The sequence below is a fragment of the Micromonospora sp. BRA006-A genome, from assembly GCF_033433935.1.
Taxonomy (GTDB): domain Bacteria; phylum Actinomycetota; class Actinomycetes; order Mycobacteriales; family Micromonosporaceae; genus Micromonospora; species Micromonospora aurantiaca.
The window spans coordinates 2,143,657-2,165,179 of the sequence record NZ_JANCLW010000001.1; the positions used below are offsets into that span (position 1 = coordinate 2,143,657).

General features: G+C 72.3%; 23 protein-coding genes. 10 read left to right on the top strand and 13 right to left on the bottom strand.

The features are described from left to right. The first annotated feature begins 201 nt into the window (after nt 1–201). Together NMK34_RS10290 and NMK34_RS10295 are read left to right on the top strand one after the other, a co-directional pair. A complete protein-coding gene (locus tag NMK34_RS10290) occupies nt 202–951 on the top strand; it encodes an ABC transporter ATP-binding protein (RefSeq protein ID WP_318333175.1) in 750 nt (249 codons plus the stop codon). Further along, the gene (locus NMK34_RS10295) at nt 948–3,419 is read left to right on the top strand and encodes an ABC transporter permease (protein WP_318333176.1); all 2,472 of its coding nucleotides are present in this window, start codon (nt 948–950) and stop codon (nt 3,417–3,419) included. Before NMK34_RS10290 ends, NMK34_RS10295 begins: the two co-directional genes overlap by 4 nt. A gap of 6 nt (nt 3,420–3,425) precedes the next feature. Here the strand turns inward: NMK34_RS10295 and NMK34_RS10300 are convergent, their stop codons facing one another. Beyond that, complete coding sequence (locus tag NMK34_RS10300; protein ID WP_318333177.1) at nt 3,426–4,190, bottom strand: aminoglycoside adenylyltransferase domain-containing protein; 765 nt, start codon at nt 4,188–4,190, stop codon at nt 3,426–3,428. A 67-nt stretch (nt 4,191–4,257) separates the two neighbouring features. Then, nucleotides 4,258–4,467, bottom strand: a complete 210-nt coding sequence (locus NMK34_RS10305; protein WP_318333178.1) for a hypothetical protein — start codon at nt 4,465–4,467, stop codon at nt 4,258–4,260. Nucleotides 4,468–4,594: 127 nt separating this feature from the next. Between NMK34_RS10305 and mraY the strand changes: the two genes are divergently transcribed. From mraY to NMK34_RS10320, 3 genes are all read left to right on the top strand, one after another. After that, nucleotides 4,595–5,698 carry a phospho-N-acetylmuramoyl-pentapeptide-transferase gene (gene mraY / locus NMK34_RS10310; protein WP_318333179.1) on the top strand — a complete coding sequence of 368 codons (1,104 nt, stop codon included), beginning with the start codon at nt 4,595–4,597 and terminating at the stop codon, nt 5,696–5,698. 110 nt (nt 5,699–5,808) lie between these two features. Then, nucleotides 5,809–6,192 carry a PadR family transcriptional regulator gene (locus NMK34_RS10315; RefSeq protein ID WP_135239087.1) on the top strand — a complete coding sequence of 128 codons (384 nt, stop codon included), beginning with the start codon at nt 5,809–5,811 and terminating at the stop codon, nt 6,190–6,192. After that, entirely contained in the window at nt 6,189–7,085 is an 897-nt protein-coding gene (locus NMK34_RS10320; RefSeq protein WP_318333180.1) for a hypothetical protein, read from the top strand. The genes NMK34_RS10315 and NMK34_RS10320 overlap by 4 nt, the downstream gene beginning before the upstream one ends. Nucleotides 7,086–7,151: 66 nt before the next feature. Here the strand turns inward: NMK34_RS10320 and NMK34_RS10325 are convergent, their stop codons facing one another. From NMK34_RS10325 to NMK34_RS10350, 6 genes are all read right to left on the bottom strand, one after another. Further along, the gene (locus tag NMK34_RS10325) at nt 7,152–7,481 is read right to left on the bottom strand and encodes a cupin domain-containing protein (protein ID WP_318333181.1); all 330 of its coding nucleotides are present in this window, start codon (nt 7,479–7,481) and stop codon (nt 7,152–7,154) included. A gap of 86 nt (nt 7,482–7,567) precedes the next feature. Continuing rightward, entirely contained in the window at nt 7,568–8,344 is a 777-nt protein-coding gene (locus NMK34_RS10330; protein WP_318333182.1) for an ABC transporter ATP-binding protein, read from the bottom strand. After that, entirely contained in the window at nt 8,341–9,360 is a 1,020-nt protein-coding gene (locus tag NMK34_RS10335) for a FecCD family ABC transporter permease (RefSeq protein WP_318333183.1), read from the bottom strand. The genes NMK34_RS10330 and NMK34_RS10335 overlap by 4 nt, the downstream gene beginning before the upstream one ends. After that, the gene (locus tag NMK34_RS10340; protein ID WP_318333184.1) at nt 9,357–10,346 is read right to left on the bottom strand and encodes a FecCD family ABC transporter permease; all 990 of its coding nucleotides are present in this window, start codon (nt 10,344–10,346) and stop codon (nt 9,357–9,359) included. Before NMK34_RS10340 ends, NMK34_RS10335 begins: the two co-directional genes overlap by 4 nt. Next, nucleotides 10,336–11,151: a siderophore-interacting protein gene (locus NMK34_RS10345; protein ID WP_318333185.1), complete on the bottom strand. Its 816-nt coding sequence runs from the start codon at nt 11,149–11,151 to the stop codon at nt 10,336–10,338. Before NMK34_RS10345 ends, NMK34_RS10340 begins: the two co-directional genes overlap by 11 nt. Continuing rightward, complete coding sequence (locus NMK34_RS10350) at nt 11,148–12,149, bottom strand: ABC transporter substrate-binding protein (RefSeq protein ID WP_318333186.1); 1,002 nt, start codon at nt 12,147–12,149, stop codon at nt 11,148–11,150. The genes NMK34_RS10345 and NMK34_RS10350 overlap by 4 nt, the downstream gene beginning before the upstream one ends. Nucleotides 12,150–12,254: 105 nt before the next feature. Between NMK34_RS10350 and NMK34_RS10355 the strand changes: the two genes are divergently transcribed. Beyond that, nucleotides 12,255–13,127 carry a helix-turn-helix transcriptional regulator gene (locus NMK34_RS10355; RefSeq protein ID WP_318333187.1) on the top strand — a complete coding sequence of 291 codons (873 nt, stop codon included), beginning with the start codon at nt 12,255–12,257 and terminating at the stop codon, nt 13,125–13,127. A gap of 31 nt (nt 13,128–13,158) precedes the next feature. On the opposite strand, the gene fmdA is transcribed toward NMK34_RS10355, so the two are convergent. Together fmdA and NMK34_RS10365 are read right to left on the bottom strand one after the other, a co-directional pair. Next, nucleotides 13,159–14,415, bottom strand: a complete 1,257-nt coding sequence (gene fmdA, locus NMK34_RS10360) for a formamidase (RefSeq protein WP_318333188.1) — start codon at nt 14,413–14,415, stop codon at nt 13,159–13,161. A gap of 21 nt (nt 14,416–14,436) precedes the next feature. Continuing rightward, nucleotides 14,437–14,715, bottom strand: coding sequence for an FmdB family zinc ribbon protein (locus tag NMK34_RS10365; protein WP_318333189.1), 279 nt, complete (start codon nt 14,713–14,715; stop codon nt 14,437–14,439). Between the two features lie 198 nt (nt 14,716–14,913). Here NMK34_RS10365 and NMK34_RS10370 point away from each other — a divergent pair, with 198 nt between their 5' ends. Beyond that, nucleotides 14,914–16,098 carry a cellulose binding domain-containing protein gene (locus NMK34_RS10370; protein ID WP_318333190.1) on the top strand — a complete coding sequence of 395 codons (1,185 nt, stop codon included), beginning with the start codon at nt 14,914–14,916 and terminating at the stop codon, nt 16,096–16,098. Between the two features lie 11 nt (nt 16,099–16,109). Continuing rightward, nucleotides 16,110–17,234 (top strand): arabinogalactan endo-beta-1,4-galactanase, encoded by a 1,125-nt coding sequence (locus NMK34_RS10375; RefSeq protein ID WP_318333191.1) that lies wholly within the window; start codon nt 16,110–16,112, stop codon nt 17,232–17,234. A gap of 24 nt (nt 17,235–17,258) precedes the next feature. On the opposite strand, the gene NMK34_RS10380 is transcribed toward NMK34_RS10375, so the two are convergent. Further along, nucleotides 17,259–17,663, bottom strand: a complete 405-nt coding sequence (locus NMK34_RS10380) for a DoxX family protein (RefSeq protein ID WP_318333192.1) — start codon at nt 17,661–17,663, stop codon at nt 17,259–17,261. A gap of 113 nt (nt 17,664–17,776) precedes the next feature. Further along, on the bottom strand, nt 17,777–18,349 hold the full coding sequence (locus tag NMK34_RS10385) for a hypothetical protein (RefSeq protein WP_318333193.1): 573 nt from the start codon (nt 18,347–18,349) through the stop codon (nt 17,777–17,779). A 201-nt stretch (nt 18,350–18,550) separates the two neighbouring features. Here NMK34_RS10385 and NMK34_RS10390 point away from each other — a divergent pair, with 201 nt between their 5' ends. Beyond that, entirely contained in the window at nt 18,551–19,732 is a 1,182-nt protein-coding gene (locus tag NMK34_RS10390) for a hypothetical protein (protein ID WP_318333194.1), read from the top strand. A gap of 77 nt (nt 19,733–19,809) precedes the next feature. On the opposite strand, the gene NMK34_RS10395 is transcribed toward NMK34_RS10390, so the two are convergent. After that, complete coding sequence (locus NMK34_RS10395) at nt 19,810–20,241, bottom strand: SRPBCC family protein (protein ID WP_412098947.1); 432 nt, start codon at nt 20,239–20,241, stop codon at nt 19,810–19,812. Between the two features lie 188 nt (nt 20,242–20,429). Here NMK34_RS10395 and NMK34_RS10400 point away from each other — a divergent pair, with 188 nt between their 5' ends. After that, complete coding sequence (locus tag NMK34_RS10400; RefSeq protein ID WP_318333196.1) at nt 20,430–21,293, top strand: DUF6745 domain-containing protein; 864 nt, start codon at nt 20,430–20,432, stop codon at nt 21,291–21,293. Nucleotides 21,294–21,523 lie beyond the last annotated feature (230 nt).

The following is a 21,523-nucleotide window of genomic DNA, read 5'->3' on the forward strand; positions in this document are numbered from 1 at the left end:
AACGGTCGAGCCGCGCGGGCTCAGTGCCTATTCGGCACGCCGGCCACGGTGCCTGCTGCGGCATGGAGGAATCGTCGGGGTCGGAGGTGGTGCCTGCTGTACCCGCACTGGGCAGCCCGCTGGATGGTCGCTGTTCCCCCAGCTCAATAGCGTTTCTGGTGCGCGCAGTTGCTGCCGAAGACACGGAGAGAGGCCACCAGAATGGGACAGACCGTCGAACCGGCGGTACACGTCGAACGACTCAGCCGCGTGTACGGCACCGGCCGCAACCAGGTGACCGCGCTCGCGGGCGTCGACGTCGGCTTCGGCCGGGGCACCTTCACCGCGGTGATGGGGCCGTCGGGCTCCGGCAAGAGCACGCTGCTGCAGATCGCGGCCGGGCTCGACCGCCCCACGAACGGCCGGGTGGTCGTCGGCGGCACCGACCTGTCCGGGCTGTCCGAGACGCGCCTGACCGAGCTGCGTCGTACCCGGATCGGGTTCGTCTTCCAGGCGTTCAACCTGATCGGCGCACTCACCGTCGAGGAGAACATCGTGCTGCCCCTGCGTCTGGCCGGCGTGCGCCCGGACCGGGCCTGGCTGACCCACGTGGTCGAGCGGGTCGGCCTCGCCGACCGGCTGCACCACCGGCCGGCGGCGCTGTCCGGCGGCCAGCAGCAGCGGGTGGCGATCGCCCGGGCGCTTGCCACCCGCCCCGAGGTGATCTTCTCGGACGAGCCCACCGGCGCCCTCGACTCGAGGACCGCGGCGGAGGTGCTCACCCTGTTGCGCGCGGTCGTGGACGAGCACGGGCAGACGGTGGTGATGGTGACCCACGACCCGATCGCGGCGTCGTACGCGGATCGGGTGCTGGTGCTGGCGGACGGTGCGATGGTCGCGGACCTCCCGCAGCTCGGCGCCGTCCGGATCGCCGAGCACCTGGCGTCGCTGGACGGGCGGATCCTCCGATGACCGGCCTGGCCGCGCGCCTGCTGCGGCACCGCACCGGCCCTGCCGCCGCGACCCTGCTGGCCCTGATCGTCGGCGTGCTGATCCTGGTGGCGATGGGCTCGCTCGTCGAATCAGGGCTGCGGTTCCGCCCGGAGCCGCGGCTGTGGGCGAGCGCCGACGTGGTCGTCGTCAACCGCACGATCAGCCACACGTCCCGGGAGTTCGACGGCGAGACCACCACGAGCACCGTGGCGCTGCCCGAGGGCGGCACTGTGGACGCGGACCTGGTGGACCGGATCCGCCGGGTGCCGGGCGTCACTGCCGTCACCGGCGACGACAGGGTGCTGATCGGCTCACCCGCCGCCGTGGGACACGGTTGGGAGACGTACGTCTTCACCGGTCGTCCCCTCGCCGCCGGCACCGCGCCCCGGACCGACGAGGAGGTGGTGGCCGACACCCGGCTGGGCGTGGCACCCGGCAACCGGATCGCGCTGGTCGTCGGCGGGATCGGCCGCTCGTACCGGGTGAGCGGGACCGCCGAGACCGGCGCGGTGGCGGTGTTCTTCACCGACGCGCAGGCCGCGCGCCTGTCCGCCCACCCGGGCCGGGTGGACGCGATCGGCGTACGGATGGCACCCGGCGCCGGCCCCGGCGCGGTGCGCGAGATCGCGACGGCGGCCGGCGCCACGACGTACGCCGGGAAGGACCGCGGGAACGCCGAGCAGTCGGATAACCAGGCCGCCCGGAGCTTGCTGGTCGGGGCCGGGTCGGCCTTCGGGGGGTACGTCGTCCTGCTGATCGTGTTCGTGGTGGCCGGCACCATCGGGCTGTCCGTCCGGCACCGCCGGCGTGACCTGGCGTTGCTGCGCGCGGTCGCCGCCACACCGGGGCAGGTGCGCCGCATGCTGGTCGCCGAGGCCACGCTGCTCGCCCTGGCCGGCTCCGCGATCGGCGGCCCGGCCGGCCTGCTGGCGGCCCGCTGGGTGCACGGCGAACTGGTCGGGCGCGGGTTCGTGCCGGCCGGCTTCCCGATGGCGGGCGGTCTGTTCGTGGTGCCCGCCGCCATCGGTACGGCGGTCCTCGTCGCGGTGGTCGCCGCACTGATCGCCGCACGCCGGGTCACCGCCATCAAGCCGATCGAGGCGCTCGGCGAGATCGCCGTCGAATCCCGGCGCAACGGCCCGGTACGCCTGATCGCCGGCGTGCTGACGCTGATGGCGGCCGGCACCTCCGGGGCGTTCACGCTCGGCGCCGCCGGGTGGGCCGGGGCGCTGGCCGGCGCGGTCGGCATGCTCTACCTGTTCGTCATCGCGGTGGCGCTGCTCGCACCGCACATCAACGCGTACGCGGCACGCCTGCTCACCCCGGTGCTGCCACGCATATGGCGGGCCGGCGGCTACCTGGCCGCGGCCAACCTGCGGGCGAACGCGCAGGGCATGGCGACCGTCCTGACCGCACTCGTGCTGTCCGTCGGGTTCGGCGGCTCGGTCTGGTTCCTGCAGGACAACCTGGAACGGCAGACCGCCACGCAGAGCAGCGCGGGATCCCTCGCCGAGCGGGTGCTCACCGCTCCGGGCGGACTGCCGGCGGACGCGGCGCGGGAGATCCGCGAGCTGGACGGGGTGCAGGCAGCCACCGGGGTACGCCGCACCCAGGTCGTGGTGCGGGCACTCGGCGGCATCGAGCCGGTCGGCGCGCAATCAGTCGACCCGGCGGGCGTCACCTCGACCATGGACCTCGCCGTGCGCAAGGGCACCCTGGCCGACCTGCGCGCCGGCACCGTCGCCCTGTCCACGACGCAGGCGTCCTCGTCCGGCTGGGACGTCGGCGACAAGGCGGAACTCTGGCTGGGCGACGGCACCCCGGTCACGTTGGACGTCATCGCGATCTACGACCGTGGCCTCGGCTTCGGCGACGTCACAGTGGCGGCCGGGACGGTCGCCGGGCACACGGCGGCGAACACCGTCGACGAGGTGCTGGTCCGCGGCGGTCCGTACGCCGGCACCGCGTTGGCCACGTGGGCGTCGGCACGGCCCGGCACCGAGGTTCTCGACGCCGCCACCCGTACGCGCCTGCTCAGCACCGATCTGGCGCTCGGCGCCTGGCTGAACCGGCTGCTGATCGGCGTGATGGTCGGGTACGCGGCGCTGGCGGCGGCCACCACGATGGTGATGGCGGCACTGGCCCGCCGCCGCGAGCTGGCGTTGCTGCAACTCGTCGGGGTCACCCGGCGTCAGATTCGCGGGATGGTCCGGGCCGAACAGGCCGGGCTGCTCGGCACCGCGGTGCTGATCGGCGCGGCGATCGCGGTGCTGACGCTGGCCGCGATCGTCAACGGACTGACCGGCAGCCCGATCCCGTACGTTCCGCCGCTCGGGTGGGCGGCGGTGCTCGGCGGTACGACACTGCTGGCGTTGGTGAGCACGGTGTGGCCGGTCCGGCGGCTGCTCAGCGCCCCGCCGATCGACAACATCGGCCTGAAGGAGTAGGCGGTGTCACCGCCTATCGGGTTCCGCGGCCAGGATGGCGGCGCTGACCTCGTGCACGAACGCCTTGACCTCGTCGACCCGGCCGGGATCGCTGTCCTGGCCGGAGTCGTACCACCAGTCGCGCGCCCAGACGATCAGGTCCGCCCATCGCGGGAGGGCGGCGATCGTCTGCTCGGCGGCCTGCCGCTTGGACAGTTGCCGCCCGTCGCACAGGCGCTTGTAGGCCCGGCAGAGCGTGAGCACCGCGTACGACTGGGCTCCGGGTGGGGTCATCTCGAGCACCCAGGCCGGCCAGTCGCGGACGTGGTCCCGCAGGGCGGCGCGGACGAGGCCGGGTTCGACGGCGGGCAGCAGCTCGCCGGCCGGCGGTCCCAGCAGCGTACGGCCGTAGTCGTGCACGGCGGCCCAGGTCACGACGCGGTGGGTGGTGGCGGGCAGCAGGTGCAACGACTCCCCGGGACTGATCCGGGCGATCACGTGGTCCCGGCCGGGAACGGCGCGTAACGCGTCCAGTGACACGTATTCCACCTCGATCCGGCCGGCCCACAGCGCGTGCCGCCGGTCGAGGTTCGCGTGCAGGTCGGCGAGGACGTCGAGGAGCTTCTCGTCCGGGTCGCTCGCGAGCACCGCGAGCAGGTCGAGGTCGCTGCGGTTCACGTCGAAGTCGCCTGCCACGAGCGACCCGTGCAGGTACAGGCCGAGAAGGTCATCCGCCAGCGTGCGGCGCCACGCCTCGCGGAGGTCGGACAGAACCGTTTCGGGTGGGACCACCAGGTGATCCTGCACGGTGGGTCGCGGCGGGGCCACCGATAAAACCGGCCCGCACCGCCGGTGGCGCCTACGTGCTCGGCAGGTTGCGGTGCCGCTCGGCGAGACCCGACGCGGCCTGCCGCTGCGCGTCGTGCCGGTGCCGGTCCGCGCCGGCCTGGCGGACGGCGGTCGAGTCCTCGTCCGACGGGCGTCTCGTCCGGTCGCGCCGGGCGACGAAGACGACGAGCGCGAGCACCACCACCACGATCACCGCGAGTGACACCAGCATCGTTCTCATGCCGTCGACGCTACGGCGTACGCGTCAGCCTCGGCGTGGCGACGGTCAGGGGCTGCTCCGTCCGCCGCCGGATGGCAAGCTCACGTCTCGTGACCGCTGAAAATCCGGAGCTCGTGGAGGCCCGTCCGTGAGGGCCGTCATCGTCGCGGCCGCCGTCGCGTTCGTCATCTCCCTGTTCGGTACGCCGGTGGCGGTTCGCGTCTTCACCGCGCTGAAGGCCGGTCAGCCGATCCGGTCCATCGGGCTCGCCAGCAACGAGCACAAGGTGGGCACTCCCACGATGGGCGGCGTCGTCTTCATCGTGGCGACGGTCCTCGCGTACGTCGCCGGGCACCTCGCCCTGACCACCCTGCCCGAACGGCAGATCGCGCAGGAGGGGCCGACCATGACGGCCCTGGTGCTGCTCGGGTTGTTCGTCTTCTGCGGCGCGGTCGGCTTCTTCGACGACTTCCTCAAGGTGCGCCGGCGCAACTCCGACGGGCTGTCCGCCAAGGGCAAGCTGCTCGGCCAGGCGCTCGTCGGCGGCGGCTTCGGTGTGGCCGCGCTGTACGTGCCGAGCACCAACGGCCAGACCGTGGCCAGCGAGCACATCTCGCTCATCCGCGACATCAGCTGGCTGGACGTCGGCAAGGTCGGCGCGGTCATGGTCTTCATCTTCGTGATCACGGCGATGTCCAACGGCGTGAACCTCACCGACGGCCTCGACGGCCTGGCCACCGGCGCGTCGATCCTGGTGCTCGGCGCGTACTCGCTGATCGGGTTCTGGCAGTACCGGCACTGGTGCGCCGACGACGGGTACGCCCGCGTGAACGAGTACTGCTACCAGGTCCGCGATCCGCTGGAGATCGCCATGATCGCGGCCGCGGCGGCCGGCGCCTGCGTGGGGTTCCTGTGGTGGAACACGTCACCGGCGCGGATCTTCATGGGTGATGTGGGCGCGCTCGGGCTGGGCGGCCTGATCGGCGGGCTCGCGGTGGTGACCCGTACGACGCTGCTCTCGATCCTGATCGCCGGGCTGTTCGTCATCATCACCACGACCTGGGTGATCCAGATCGTCTCGTTCCGGACCACCGGCAGGCGGGTCTTCCGGATGGTGCCGTTGCACCACCACTTCGAACTGGCCGGATGGAGCGAGTCCACCATCGTGGTCCGCTTCTGGATCGTGGCCGGTGTCTGCGTCGCGGCCGGCCTGGGCCTGTTCTACTCGGACTTCCTGGCGACCGTGGGATAGCGGCAGAGCGACAGAAGACGCCGGTGCGGGGGGACCGCCTGTCGGTGTCGCGCCTGCCACTGTGCACATTCACCTTGGACGTATACTCAACTAGGTTGTATATTCGGCTCATGGGATCGGCATCGCGTCCCGCGCTACGGGAACCGTCGTACTTCGTCCTCGCCGCCCTGCTCGGCGGGCCGCTCCACGGTTACGCCGTGATCAAGCGGGTGACCGAGCTGTCCGGCGGGCGGGTGACCCTCGCCGCCGGATCGCTGTACTCGGTGATCGACCGGTTGCTCGGCGAGGGCCTCGTCACCGCCGACGGTGAGGAGATCGTCAACGGGCGTGCCCGTCGCTACTACCGGCTCACCGACGAGGGCTGTCGCGTACTCACCGAAGAGGCCGACCGGCTCGCCCAGGCCGCCCGGGTGGTCATGGACCGCCTGCCGCGCCGGGTCGCATCGCAGGCAAGTGCCCGTCACCCTTCCACCGTGAGGATCAGACCCGCATGAGTTCCGATGTCCTGGAGAAGCGTTACCGCATGCTGCTGCGGGCCTACCCGGCCGGCTACCGACGCGAACGCGCCGACGAGCTGATCGACACGCTGATCGGCGACGAACCCACCACCCGCCGCTGGCCCAGCGCCCGGGAGGCGGCCTTGCTCGTCCGGGGCGGCCTGCGGGTGTACGGCGGCAGCACCGCCGGCCGTCCCACCGCCGTGCTGTTCTGGCAGGGCCTCCACCTCGGCGCCCTGGCGGTGCTGGCGCTGGGTGTCCTCATCGGCCTGGACGACATCGTCGAGGCGTTGCAGTACGGCGGGCTCGCGGATCCCGTGACCGTCCTGCGCAACCAGGGCGTCCACGAGGTCGTGCTGACCGCCGCGCTGGTGGCGCTCGTCGCGGGCCGTGCCCGCACCGCTGCCGTCCTGGCGGTGACCGCGGCGGTGGTGCCGAGCCTGATCTCGCCGTACCTGTTCCTCAACGGCCTGCCGCAGTGGTGGGCGCCGGTCGTCGCCGCGCCGCTGATCGTGCTGGGCCTGCGGCGCCCGGCGGACGTGCCGCCGGCGCCCCGGGCCAACGCCGTCCTGGTCACCGCCGGCGTCCTCGCCCTGCACCTGATTCCCGCGGGCGGTCTCCGCATGGTCGACGCGGTTCCGCGGATCGTCGCCGCCGTCATGGTGATCGCCGGGGTGGCCGCCTTCCTGTGGGTGGCGACGGCCGACCAGCGGCTGCTGATCGCCGTCGTTCCCACCCTCCTCCTGGGTACGCTCTACCAACTGGACAACGCCGGGTTGACGGGGGAACTGCTGCGCCGGCCCGACGCGCTGCCGTCCCTGGTCGTCGCGGTCCTCATGGCAGTTGGGGCGGTCGTCTGGACCCGGCTGCAACAGCGCACCCGCGCCTGACCGACAGACGGGCGGTCCGGCCACGGCCGGACCGCCCGGCAAGGATCGACAGACCGGGTCGCGTCGTCAGTGCTTGACGACGGTGAGCAGCACCGCAGAGTCCTCGAGCGCCTCCAGCGTGTGCCGGCGGTCCGGCACGATCAGCAGATCGCCGGGTGCGCCGTCCCAGGACGTCTCGCCCGCGCCGAGCCGGACCCGGCCGTGCAGGACGTGGACGGTGGCCTCGCCGGGGTTCTCGTGCTCGCCGAGCATCTGGCCGGCGGCCAGCGCGATCATCGTCTGGCGGAGCTTGTGCTCGTGTCCGCCGTAGACGGTGGAGCTGCTGCGGCCGCTGGATGAGGTGTGCGCGAGCTTCAGCTGCTCGCGGGCCAGTGCGGTCAGCGATGACTTCTGCATCAGGTGTCCCGTCCTCTCGTCGTACCGGTTCCCCGAGCCGCCCGGCCGGCTCAGGTCGACTCTGGCACATCGGGGAGGGTTTCCCGCTACACGGTCGGCACCACCATCGGCGTGCCGGTGACCGGGTTCGGCATCACCACGCTGGGCAGACCGAAGACCTCCCGCATGAGGCCGGCGTCCACCACGTCGGCCGGCGGTCCCTGCGCGACGATCCGGCCGGCCTTCATCGCCACGATGTGATCGGCGAACCGGCACGCCTGGTTGATGTCGTGCAGTACGGCCACGACCGTGCGTCCCTCGTCGCGCAGCCGTGCGAACAGCGCGAGCAGCTCGTACTGGTGCGTGATGTCGAGGAACGTGGTGGGCTCGTCGAGCAGCAGGTACGGCGTCTCCTGCGCCAGCACCATGGCGATCCAGACCCGTTGCCGTTGCCCGCCGGAGAGTTCCTCCACGGGCCGCTCGGCCAGGTCGGTGACGCCTGCCACCGCCATCGCCGACCGGACGGCCTCCTCGTCGGCGGCGCCGCCCGCGCCGAGCAGGGACTGGTGCGGGTAGCGGCCCCGGGCGACGAGCCGCCGGACGATGATGTTCTCCGGCGCGACGAGGCCCTGGGGTAGGAAGCCGACCTGGCGGGCGAACGGCTTCGGCCGGTGCCCGGCGACGTTCCGGCCGTCGAGGCGTACCGCGCCCGAGGCCGGCGTGAGCAGCCGGACGAACGCCTTCAGCAGCGTCGACTTCCCACAGGCGTTGGGACCGACGATCGCCGTGAACGCGCCGTCCGGCACGGCCAGGCTCACCCGCGTCGACACCACCCGCTCGCCGTAGCCGAGCGTGACGTCCTGCGCGGTCAGACGGCTGGTCACCGTCGTTTCACCTCCATGCCGAGCAGCCAGATGAGATAGCAGCCACCGATCGCCGTGGTGACCACGCCGACCGGCAGCGCGACCGGTGCGAGCAGCAGCTGCGCGACGAGGTCCGCGGCGAGCAGCAGCACCGCGCCGGTCAGCGCCGCCGGTACCAGGGGTACGCCTGCGGCCCGCGCGAGCCGCCGGCCGATCTGCGGCGCGGCGAGCGCGATGAACACGATCGGCCCGGCCACCGCTGTCACCGTCGCGGTGCAGCCCACGCCGGCCAGGACCAGAAGCAGGCGGAGCCGGCCCAGGCGTACGCCGGTGGTCCGCGCGATCTCGTCGCCCAGCGCCGCCTGGTGCATGGCGTGCGAGATCACGACGAGCAGCAGGGCGAATAGACCGATGACGGCGAACGGGAGCCGCACCTCGGCCCAGTCGACGCCGTTGAGCGAGCCGGCGTTCCACCCGGTCGCGGCGAGCGCCACGTCGATCTCGGCCCGCAGCACGATCCAGGAGTTGAGCGCGGTCAGCATCGCGTTGACGGCGATGCCGATGACGACCAGCCGGACGCCGCTGAGCCCGGAGTCCAGCGAGAGCAGGTAGATGAGCGCGGCGGCGAGCAGCCCGCCCGCCACCGACCCGGCCGCGAGCTGCCCGGCGGTGCCGTTCAGCACAGTGATCGCGACGAGCGCGCCGGTGTACGCGCCCGCGTCGAGACCGATCACGTCGGGGCTGCCCAGCGCGTTGCGGGTCAGGTTCTGGAAGACCGCCCCGGCCAGGCCCAGCGAGGCGCCGAAGACCAGCGCCGCGGCCACCCGGGGGAGCCGCCACTGGCGGATCACGTACGTCGCGTCGCCACCCCGGAACAGGGCGTCGAACACCTCCGCCGGGGTCGCCCACTCCGGCCCGTGGCTCAGGGACAGCAGCGCGAGGACCGCCGCGGCCGTGACGAGCCCCGCCGAGGCGACGGCCGGACGCCGTTCGACCTCGACCGCGAACCGTCCCGCCCGCAGCCTAACGGTGCTCACAGCGTCGCCGCCCCGTAGCGGCGGACGGCCCAGATCAGCACCGGAGCCCCCAGGAAGGCGGTGACGATCGACACCGGGACCTCGCCCGTGGGCAGCAGGATCCGTGAGCCGACGTCCGCGACGAGCAGCAGGACCGGTCCGAGCAGCATCGAGTACGCCATGATCCACGGGATCGAGTCGACGGCCAGCCGCCGCGCCAGGTGCGGAACCATCAGCCCGACGAACGCGATCGGGCCGGCGACCGCGGTGGCGACGCCGGTGAGCAGCGTGACGAGCACCAGGACGACGACCCGGGTCCGCGTCACGTGCGCGCCGAGCGAGTGGGCGACGTCCTCGCCGAGGGCGAGCGCGTTCAACGGCCGGGTCGCCACCATCGCGGCGGCCAGGGCGGCCACAGTCACCAGCACGGGCAGCACCAGCGGCGTCCGCTCGGCGCCGGCCAGCGCCCCGACCGACCAGAACCGGTACCTGTCGAAGACGTCGGGGAAGCCCAGCCGCAGCCCGAGCGAGACGCCCATCAGCACCCAGCTCAGCGCGACGCCGGCCAGGACCAGCCGCAGCGGTGAGGTCCGTCCGACGGCGTAGACGGCGACTGCGGCGAGCGCGGAGCCGGCCACCGCGAGCACGAGCTGGCCGGCCTGCGACCCGGCGACGCCCGCCAGCACACCCAGGTTGATCGCGAAGCCGGCCCCGGCGGTCACACCGAGGATGCCGGGCTCGGCCAGCGGGTTGCGGGTCAGTGTCTGGATCAGCACCCCGGCCGCGCCGAGGGCGGCGCCGACGCAGACGCCGAGGATCGTGCGGGGCAGCCGGATGTCGCGTACGACGAGATGGTCCGTCGTGGCGGCGAAGCCGGTCAGCGCGCGCCACACCTCGACCGGCGCGACCGGTCGCGCGCCCACCGCCATGCTCGCGCCCGCCGCGACGACGAGCAACGCGGCGGACACCAGCAGGAACGCCGCCCGGCGGGACAGGTCAGTCTTCAAGCCCGGCGACTCCGCGCTTCCAGTACCCGGTGATCAGCGAGTCGAGGCGCCCGGCGCTCCAGGCCCGCAGCGGCCTGATGTCGTTCGCCTCGCCCGCCGCGAAGAGGAACGCCCGCCCGGCCGGCAGGCGCAGCGATCCCACCTGCTGCGCGAGCGTGGACCCGGTCGCCCCGCGCACCAGCCACGTCACCGCCACCCCGTCCCGCGCGGCCAGCGGGTAGTCCCGCTCGGCCGGGTCGTCGACCTCGGCGACGACGTGCGCCGACACGTCGGCCGGGGACTCCTCCAGCCACCTGGCGACGGCCGGCAGGGCGGTGGCGTCGACGGCGAAGACGTAGTGGTCGTAGCTGTGCGGGAACGCCTTCGCGCCGGGCGGGCCCGCGATCGTCACCTGGTCGCCCACCGCCGCCGCGTCCGCCCACGCCGACGCGACACCGCCGTCGTGCAGCACGAAGTCCAGGTCGATCTGGCAGGTGGCGGGATCGTAGCGGCGCACCGTGTACTTGCGGGTGGGCGGCAGCGGGCGGGGCCAGTCGAGCATGCCCCGCCCGTCCGGTACGGGATCGCGCCGGGTGCCGTCCGGATCCGGGAAGACGAGCTTGACGTGGTCGTCGGCCTGGTAGGTGTGGAAGCCGGCGAGGGCCGGGCCGCCGAGGGTCAGCCGCAGCATGCGCGGGGTCAGCCTCCGGCGGGCGACGACCCGGACCTCGCGTACGCCGATCGGGTAGCCGATCCGGACCGTGCCACTTCCTGCGCGGTGGTGGTCGGCGACCCGGCCGGCCGGGTCGTGACGGTCGACTGTCATCGGGCCGGCAGCGGCGCGAATGCCTTGTCGACGGAGTCGAGCGTCCGCAGGGCCGACTCGTACGTGGCCGCCTCCGTGTACCGCAACCCGAACACCCGGCCCGCCTTGACCGCCGGCAGGTTCTTCCACAGCGCGGAGTCGAGCACCTGCTTCACCGCCTCGGCGGGGGTGCCGTCGGGCTGGAGCGTGTACGTGATGGCGTCCGCCTCGCCGAGGCTCGTCGGCAGTTCCTCGATCGCCGGGTACTCGGTGACGTCGAGGCCGCCGCCGCCCTTCTCCTTGACCTCGCCGTAGTAGGTGACGCCCACGTCCTGCGCGATGTTGGTGCCCCACGAGCCGGCGAACTCGCGATGGAAGGTGCCCTTGGCGATTTCGCCGTAGCTGCCCACGTGCCCGAACTTCAGGCCGGCGAGGGCGGTGCCGTACTTGTCCTTCAGTTCCGCGGCCCTCTTGTCGTACGCCTCCTTTGCCGCCTCGAAGTTCGTGCTGCGGCCGGCGGCGTCGGCCTGCCGGCGGGACAGCTCGCGCCAGGCGGCGGGCGTGGTGGGTCCGATCGCGACGACGGGTGCGATGCTCTCCAGCCGCTTCATGTCGATGCTGCCGAGAGCCGGCTTCGGTACCCCGATCACGATGAGGTCCGGCTTGGCGGCGGCGACGGCCTCGTAGTTGGTCTCGGCGGCCGCCTCGCCGGCGACCTTCGGCAGCCGATCGTAGGTGGCCCGGTCCTGCTCGGTCATCAGCGCCAGGCCGCGCTTCCAGCTGGAGATCCCCACCAGGGCGGCGTCCGCCTCGATCAGGACCGGCACCGCGTAGCCGGTGGCGACGACCCGCTGGGGGTCGACCGGGATCGTGATCTCACCGTTGTCGGCGGCGAAGACGCGGGTCGCGGCGTCGCCGGACTTCGCGGCGGAGTCGCCGCCGTCGGATCCGCAACCGGTGACCATGGCGAGCGTCACCGCGGCGGCAGCGATCACGCGCCAGTGCTGTCGTACGGACATGTGCCAGTTCCTTCGGGGTCTCACAACAGAGGCGCAACCCCGCTGGGCTGCAGAGCTAAGGCTAGCCTTACTAGCGCGGGCGGAATGTCGCCCAGAGGTCAACCGATGTCGGGGAGAGGTCAGAGCGTGATGGTCACCGGCCCGATCACGGCGGATCCGCTCAGCTGCCAGGAGTTCGGCTACGGCCTCGGCCGCCCGGACGGCATCCTCGTCCTGCGCTACCGGTCGGCGACCCGGCTGACGTTCGCCGAGAACCGCGAGGACTTCCTGCACCAGTTCTACTGGTCACCCGACGGTCTGCTCTCCGCCCGCCACGGCCGGCACACCGCCTTCCTCGGACCGGACGAGGTCTTCTGGGTGCACCGGGCCGTGACCCACGAGGTGCACGCGGCGGACCGGCAGACCGTCTACCGGGTCTGCCTGCGCGAGGTGCCCGCAGCCCTCGACGGGCTGCGGGCCGGCGTCGCTGCCATCGACGCCGAGGCCGCTCGCCTCGTGCTCGCGCTCACCACCGCCGGGTACGACGAACGCGACGCCCCCGGCGCGCGTAGCCGCATCATGGCCGGCCTCGCCCCCCGGTCCGACACCGACGACCGGCAGTCCGGCGGTACGGGCGTCGCGGTGGCGGTCGCCACGGCCCTGGCCCACGACCCGGGTGACACCACCGGACTCGCCGAGTGGGCCGACCGCCTGCACGTCAGCGTCAAGACGCTGCAACGCGACTTCGACCGTGAGTTCGGCATGTCGTACTCGCAGTGGCGCACCAAGTTGCGCCTGCGCGCGTCGCTGGCGCTGCTGGAGACCCGGCCGGTCGGCGAGGTCGCCCGCCGCATCGGGTACGCCAGCGCGTCCGCGTTCATCTCCGCCTTCGCCCGGGAGTACGGCTACACGCCGGGTCGCGCCGCCGCCATGCGGCGTACCGTCGGCATCCCCGTGCCCCGCGCGGCGCGGAGCCTCGGACGTCCGCCCGCCCGGTGATCAGCCCGGCCGGGCCGCAACGGTGACGTGCTCACCTGCTCATGGTGGCCTTCGGGGCGCCCTTGCCCGGATCGATCCGGGTCGGACCGGCGGCCGAGGGGCGGATGTCGAAGTCGAAGATCGCGGTGGGCAGGTAGACGGTCGCGCAGGAGTTGGGGATGTCCACCACCCCGGAGAGCCGGCCCTCGATGGGTGCGGCACCGAGCAGCAGGTACGCCTGTTCCGGCTGGTAGCCGAAGCGGGTCAGGTAGTCGATGGCGTGCAGGCAGGCGCGCTGGTAGGCGAGCTGCGAGTCGAGGTACCGCTGTTCGCCGTCGAGGGTGACGGAGAGCCCGGAGAAGGCCAGCCACTGGGAGAACTGCGGCGGTGTGTCACCCGGCATGAAGATCGTGTTCTCGGTGACGCCGTACGTCTGCGTGCCGTTCTTGATCAGGTCGACGTGCAGGTCGACGAAGCCGCCCATCTCGATGGCGCCGCAGAAGGTGATCTCTCCGTCGCCCTGGGAGAAGTGCAGGTCGCCGAGGGACAGGTTGGCACCCGGCACGTACACCGGGTAGAAGACCCGGCTGCCGACGGTGAAGTTCTTGATGTCCTGGTTCCCGCCGTTCTCCCGGGGCGGCGCGGTTCGCGCCGCCTCCGCGGCCACCCGGTCGAACTCGGCGCCGGTGAGGCTGCCGAGGATCGCGTCCTGCGGTTCGGGAGGCAGGGCCAGGGGCGGCACCCGGTCGGGTGCGGTGGCGATCAGCGCCCCCTCCCGCTGGTTCCAGGTCGCGAGCAGCGACGCGGACGGGGCGGTGCCCATCAGCCCGGGGTGGGATATCCCGGTGAACGAGACGCCGGGGATGTGCCGGGAGGTGGCCTTGCGGCCGGTGAAGTCCCAGACCGCCTTGTAGGCATCGGGGAACTGCTCGGTCAGGAAGCCGCCGCCGTTGCCGGTGGGGAAGATGCCCGTGTAACCCCAGCCCTGCCCGGCCAGCGGACCGGACTCCTGGGGGATCGGGCCCATGTCGAGGATGTCGACCATGAGCAGGTCGCCCGGCTCGGCGCCCTCGACGGCGAACGGGCCGCTGAGAGCGTGCACCCGGGTCAGCGGAGCGTCCCGGATGTCCTCGGCGGAGTCGTCGTTGTGGATCGCGCCGTCGAACCACTCACGGCAGTGGACACGGAACGACTGTCCGGGCCGTACCGCCGCCACGGGCGGGACGTCGGGATGCCAGCGGTTGTGCCCGACCTTCTCCTGGTCGGTGAACCTCTTCGTGGAGTCGAGAGAGAACAGCAGTTCAGGCACGGTGTCGAGCCCTTCTCGTGGTCACCATCGGGGCAGGCGGGCGTGGGCCGGGTTCGTCGAGCGGCGCGCCGGGCGACGGCCGGGCACCCGCCCGACCACCTCCGGCTGTTCCGCGCTGCGCTCGGTCCGGTCCACGGCCTCACGCAGCGCCGCCGGCATGCGGGCGAGCCCCGGCGGGGAGAACACGCGTGTCGCCGGAGACCCGCACCGGGGGCAGCTCGCCGACGGGCCCGCGGTGCCGACCGGCATCACGACGTCGAAGCTGCCGTCCTGCGGGCAGCGGTACTCGAAGGTGGCCATCGCCGCTTCCCGTCCAGCCGCTCGTGCGTGCGGTGGCCGTTCCGCAGCGGCTCACCCTGTCGTCCCGATTGTGGCTGATAGCCGACATAAGCGGCGCAAAACAACGAATGAGGTGGAGGTTCCGCCGCACGGCTGCCGTACCGGCCGAGGTGTGGGACATGTTGGCGATCATCGATACGTTGCGGGCATCGTCTACCCATGGCCGCCGTCTTCTCGTCCTCGCTTCTGCGCCGCCTGCGGCCGGGTCTGCCGGCCGCCGTCGTGCTGTCCGCCGCGGTGCTCGGCACCGCACTGATCGCCGCGCCGTCGGCCGGCGCCGGCACCGCGTACCCCGCTGCCGCGCCGGCGCCCGGCGGCGCCGCGGTGCCCGCCGCGGAGCCGACCGGGACCGCACCGTCGCCCACGTCGACGCCCGGGACGCCCGACCCGCCCAGCACCACGCCGTTCCCGCCGAGCGCGCCCACCAACCTGACCGCCACCCGGGTACGGAGCACGTCGGTCACCCTCACCTGGACGGCCGCCACGCGCGGCTGCTGCCCGGTCGTCGGGTACGACATCACGTACTACCAGGCGTTCGACGACGTGGTCTACGGCCTCAGCCTCGGTGACGTCACCACCGCCACGATCACCGGCTACATCCAGCCGGGCCGGCAGTACTCCTTCCGGGTGTCGGCCCGCGACGGCGACGGCCGCCGTTCGCCGTCCACCGACGCGCTGACGGTGGTCACCCCGGTGACCGACACCGGCCCGGACACCACCCCGCCGAGCGCCCCGCAGAACCTCACCGTGGGCGACGTGACCGCCTCGACCGCCACGTTGTCCTGGGCGCCGTCGACGGACGACGTCGGCGTGCTCGGGTACAACGTCTACCGGTTCGACGGCTGGTTCACCTCGACGCTCGTCGCCACCGTGCCAGGTACGACGTACACGGCGGCGCTGCCCCCGCCGACGCCGCTGCGCACCCTGTACTACGTGCGGGCCCGCGACGCGGCCGGCAACGTGTCGATCGCGTCCAACACGGTCACCGTGCCCACGACGTCTACTCCGCCGCCCCCGCCGCCCTCGACCTGCCGGGTGACCTACCGGAACCAGTCCGAGTGGCAGGGCGGTTTCGTCGCCACGGTGACGGTGCAGAACACCGGGACGGCGCCTGTCGACGGCTGGATCGTCACCTTCGGCTTCCCCGGGGACCAGCAGGTCACCACCGCGTGGAACGCCACAGTCGGCCAGACCGGCACCGCCGTGACCGCCCGCAACGCCGACTGGAACCGCGTCATCGCGAGGAACGGATCAGCGACCTTCGGCTTCCAGGGGCGGTGGAGCGCGAGCGACGCGCCGCCGACCGGCTTCTCGCTCAACGGCGCTCCCTGCACTGTCGGCTGAGAGGAAGTCCTGTGAGCACACGCCACCGCCGCCGCACCCTGGTCGGGGCCGTCACGGCCGTCGTCCTCGCCCTCACCACCACATTCGGGGGTACGCCCGCGCCGGTCGCCGCCGCGAACACGCTCAGCATGCGCGGTGCCGACGTCTCCTCGTTGCAGCGCAGCCTGGACCTGGGCGCCAAGTACTACGACGCAGGCGGGGTGGCCCGCGACCCGCTGGACATCCTCAGGTCCGTCGGTCTCAACTACGTCCGGCTGCGCGTCTGGAACAACCCGGCCAGCGGCTACAACAACAAGAGCAGGGTGCTGGCCCAGGCACGCGCGGCGAAGGCCAAGGGCCTCAAGGTGCTGATCGACTTCCACTACTCCGACACCTGGGCCGACCCCGGCAAGCAGTACAAGCCCGCCGCCTGGGCCGGGCACAGCCTCAGCCAGCTCCGCAACGACGTGTACGCCTTCACCTACGACGTCTGCGCCGCCCTGCGCGGGCAGGGCACCCTGCCGGACAGCGTGCAGATCGGCAACGAGATCAACGTCGGGATGCTGTGGAACGAGGGCAAGGTCGTCAACAACGACTTCGCCCCGCTGGCCGGGCTGCTGAAGCAGGGCTACAACGCGGTGAAGGCGTGCGGCGGCGGCATCCCCGTGATGATCCACACCGCGAACGCCGACAGCAACGCCAACGCCCGCTGGTTCTACGACGGCATCCGTGCGCAGGGCGTGCAGTGGGACATGACGGCCCTGTCCTACTACTGCATGTGGCACGGCAGCCTGGCGAACCTCTACAACAACATCGTCGACGTGCGGAACCGCTACGGGAAGCCGGTGGTGATCGTGGAGACCGCGTACCCCTTCACCCGGGCCGACGCGGACGGCGAGCCGAACGCCATCGGCGACGCGACCTGCGACGGCATCAGCGCGACGTGGGCCGGGCAGGCCCAGGAGTTCGACTGGGTCCAGAACACCGCCCGCAACGCCGGCGCGATCGGTGTCTTCTACTGGGAGCCGACCTGGTACGCCGTCAGCGGCAACGGCTGGGACCCCGCGAACATCAACGGCACCGGGAACCAGTGGGACAACATGGCCGTCTTCGACTGGTTCGGGCGGGTGAACCCGGGGGTGCGCTGGACGCCCTGACGGTCCGACCGGCGCACCCCCTGATCAGCGCCCGAGGAGCGAGCGGATCGAGTGGCGGCGGCCCCACGCGATGAACACGAACAGCGCGAACAGCACCACGGGCGTGAGCACCAGCGCGCCGCCGTGCAGGATGAACGCCTGGGTGATGGCGGCGCCGACCATGAGCAGCGCCAGCCCGACGGCGGCCAGGCCGGCCAGCCGAGGCACGAGCAGCCCGATGCCACCGGCCAGCTCCAGCAGGCCGACGAGATAACGGAACCAGGGCGCGGCGCCCATGTCCTCGAAGGTCTGGACCGCGTTCGTCTCGCCGAACAGCTTGGGGCCGGCGGAGGCGACGATGAGGAAGACCCCGAGGACGATTTGCAGCGCCCACAGCGTCCGGTGCAACCCGCGCGCGACGGGCGGGGGAGTGGTGTCGACGACGGTCATGGTTCTCGTCCCTCCTGGCGGTCTGCCGGTTTTCCGCATCCGATCGGATACACCAGGTCAGACCGGCCGGGGCGCATGAACTCATCGCGCCGGAGAGGGTACGAAGTCCAGAATCAGCTGCCGGAGGACGTGGGCTGGTGGTTCTCAGGGGACGCGAGGCGCTGCTGCAGGCGGTCGGACTGGGCGACTGATCCGCCGCTCACGCCCAGGCCGCGCCGAGCCGCGTCATAGAAGCGATCACGACATGCGTTGGCCTGCTGGTAGACGTCGGTCAGCGGCTCGGTGGTCTCCCCGACCTCGCGGGCCCGGTGCTCCAGCCGCCAGACCGCCTCGCGCCAGTCCTGCGCGGCGGCGACCGTGGCGGCGTCCCCGAGCAGCAACAGGCGTTCCCACGCGAGGGTGTGCCTGATGTCCGCGTCGGCGAGCCGGGGCAGCGCCGCGGCCTTGTCCAACCCTGAGCGGTACTTGTCGCCGTCCGCTGCGGCCAGAACCCGCAGCGAGATCGCCTGGATCTCCTTGAGCACCTGGGCGAACTCGCCGTACGCCTCCAGTCGTCGTTCGTCCCACCGTACGGACTGACCGCGCTTCCACTGACTTCTGGTGGACAGGAAGGTCACCAGACCCGTACCGAGGGCACCGACGACGACACCGAGCAGCGCCGGCAACTGTGAGACGAACGCATCCATCGGCGCAAGCGTGTCATCCGGCGTCAACGCATGCCGGGTGACACGGCTTCGGAGCGAGAATGGAGCGTCAGCACGGTCTCGGCCGTGAAGGCGTCGGCCTCGGCACGCAGCTCCGGTCGCATCAGGCCGGACCGCATGGTCGTGGTGATGCCGGGCGTGCGTGTCCCCCAGCAGCCGCCTGTCCGGCCGTACCCTCTCCCGGTGAAGCTCCGCCGTCGGCTGGTCGCCGTGTCACTCCTCCTGGCGGTGGAGGCGGCGGCGTTCGCGTTGCTCGTCACCGAGTCCGTGGCGGGTGCGGTCGTCGCCGCCGGCCTCACCTGCCTGTCGTTGTGGCTGCACCTCGTCCTGCACGAGTGCGGGCACCTCGCCGTGGCGAAGCTGCTGCGTCTGCCGGTCATCGCGGTCCGTATCGCGCCCTTCAACGGTTGGCGCAACGAGGTGGCGGTCCGGCCTTCGCCGTCGACGGCGGCGCTGCCGCTGCGGATGGTGCTGTTCCATCTCGGCGGCCCGCTGACCAACCTGTGCGTCGCGACGGCACTCGTCGTCGCGTCGGCCTCCACCGGTACGGCGCTGGTGCGGTTGACGTTGCTCGGCGCCGCGTTCGTCGGGGCGCTGCTCGGCCTGACCAACCTCCTTCCGGGGCGTTCGACCCGCAGCGACGGTCAGAACCTGCTCCGCTGGCTCCGCGCTCCGGCAGCCGCCCGTGACGGGCTGCGGGCGGGCTACTACCAGGAGGAGGTGGTCGGGGCACTGCGGGCGGTCGCCCGAGCGGGTGATGCCGTCCACCGGGCCGGGATTCAGACCCGCACCGGCAGCGATCCGCTCCTGGCCCTCGCTGCCTACCAGCAGAGGCTGATGACGGAACCCACCCAGTCGGCGGAACTGGTCACGGAGGCCGAGCGGCTCGCGGCACTGGCTCGTGCGCGCAGCACCGATCCCGCGGCCGCCGCCGCGATCGGCCAGGTGCTGAGCGTCCAGTTCGGGTTGTGGTACCTGTACGCCGCCGTGGTGACCGGTTCGCCGGTCGAACAGCGGGAGGTGCGGGAGATCGCGGAACTCGCCCGGATCGCCGCGCGGACACAGCCGCACGCGTTCTCCGCCCGGATCGCGATGAGCCTGGCTCATCTGCTCAACCAACGGCCCGAGGATGCGCGGTCACTGCTTCTCGACGTCCGCCCCGGTAGCGAACAGGCCGACCTCTGCGCCGTCGCGCTTCTTCTGCGAGCCGCCGCCGAGTCGTACCTCGGCAACCACGCCGGCGCGGACCACCTCCTCCGCGCGGCCCGCGGCGACTACCCGCAGCTGGCGCAACTCGTGGCCGCGATCCGGGCAGCCGATCCGGCGCCACCCCTGTTCACGCCGGTGCCGGTGGCCGGCGCCTGACCGGACTGCCGGGCGGCGGCTGCGGCGGATGCCACGGGTGGACGATCGGGACGCCAGTTGCGTGGCGGCGGGCGCGGTCAGTCCTCGAAGCCGGACGGGTGGGCATCTCCGACGGCGTTCAGCAGCACGCCCTGCTCCAGCAGCGCCTTGGCGGCGCAGAGGACCATGGTGAACCCGCCCATCGAGTCGATCGCCTTGCTCACGGCCTGGTCGGCGGTGCCGGCGAAGCCGGTCTCGGTGATCCGGACCAGCGTGGTGTCGTCCGCACCCGGCAGGAACCGCCACTCGACCTGGGTGGGGGACTCCGGATCCCATTCTGCCAGGATGCGGCGGTTCTCCTCCACCTCCTTGACGGTCACGACGGTGGAGACGCCGTACATCTCCCAGTCCCAGGTGACGACGGCACCGGGTTCCAGCCGGCCGCTGCTCCTGGTGAACCAGAACCTCGTCGTCACCGCCGGGTCGGCGAACGCCTGGAAGACCTCGGCGGCGGGCCGGCGGATGAGCATCTGCGCGGTGATGACAGGGGGTCGGGTCAGACGGTCACTGTCCACGAGGGTCACTATATGGCTTGGAGACGCCACGCCGGGCCACGAGCGATGACCGAGGAGGACCGGAATTCGCTTGAGCGGTGCCGCGACATGGGTCAGAGTCGTTCCATGATCTCCTACCGGAAGGGCGGCGACGCCCCGGCGCGATGAGCGCCTCCCCGCGGCGCGACGACGCCGCGAAGATCCCGCACGAACTGTGGCAGCAGGCGGTCCGGATCCGCCAGGAATGGCTCGGCCACGCCCTGTCCACACAGCCGGCCGACCGGCAGACCGCCGAGCGCTGCCTGACCGCCGTCTACGCGAGGGCGTCGCGGACGCGACCCCGGTTCGAATGGGTCGACTCGCCGGCCAAGGCACTGCCTCTGGTCAGCGGGTGGCCCACCCTCGACCGGCTCCACGAGCGCATCCGGGCGGTACGGCCGCCCAGGACGCCGCTGGTGGCGAGCGACATCGCCATGGTCGTCTCCCAGCTCCGGGGCGCGCTCAGCGCGGGCGTCGTGCACACCGATCCCGAGCTGACGCCAGCGCGCCGGGGCAAGGCCAAGGAGCCGTGGCCCGAGCTGGCGCCGCAGCGGGCGTTCGACGGCGGCGTACCGCTCGCCGTCGTCCTGCACCAGGGGGTACGCGCGGCGCTGCACCGCAGCCTCGCGCACGGGTTCTCCCTGCCGGTGCGTGCGGCGCTCGCAGGCGACGGCCCGGTGCCCGTGTGCTGGTACGGGCAGCAGGACGCGTCGTGGATCGCCTACTACGACGTGCTGCGCCGGCTCGGCCTCGCCCGGTACGGGAGGGAGGATGCCGGGCACCTGGACACCTGGGCCGACCTGGCTCGCTCCTGCGGCTGGTGGTGGCCGGGCGAGGATGTCTGCGTCGTGGTGGACCGGCCACAGGTGATCCGGACCGAGCCGGTGCCCGGTACGCCGCACGACCGGGTCCGGCTGCGACCCGGTGGGGTGCGCTACCGCGACGGCTGGCAACCCCTGCTGAGTGGCGTGGGCGCCGATCCGGGATGACGGGCGCCCGCGCGGGCGGAGCCCTTGATTGGATAGGCGACGGTAAATAGATTGGGCTCGGGCGCCGCCGAGGTCCGCGAGAACCGGACCCCGGCGGCTGACCGGGCCGCCTTCGAGCCGGGCACATCGGTCGTACGCATCGACCATTCACCGTGGCGCACCGCCGCGCCGCACCCTCGCGCACCGCCGCGTCCGACGAGGACGCGCGGCTGCGCCCTGTCCGACGCCGA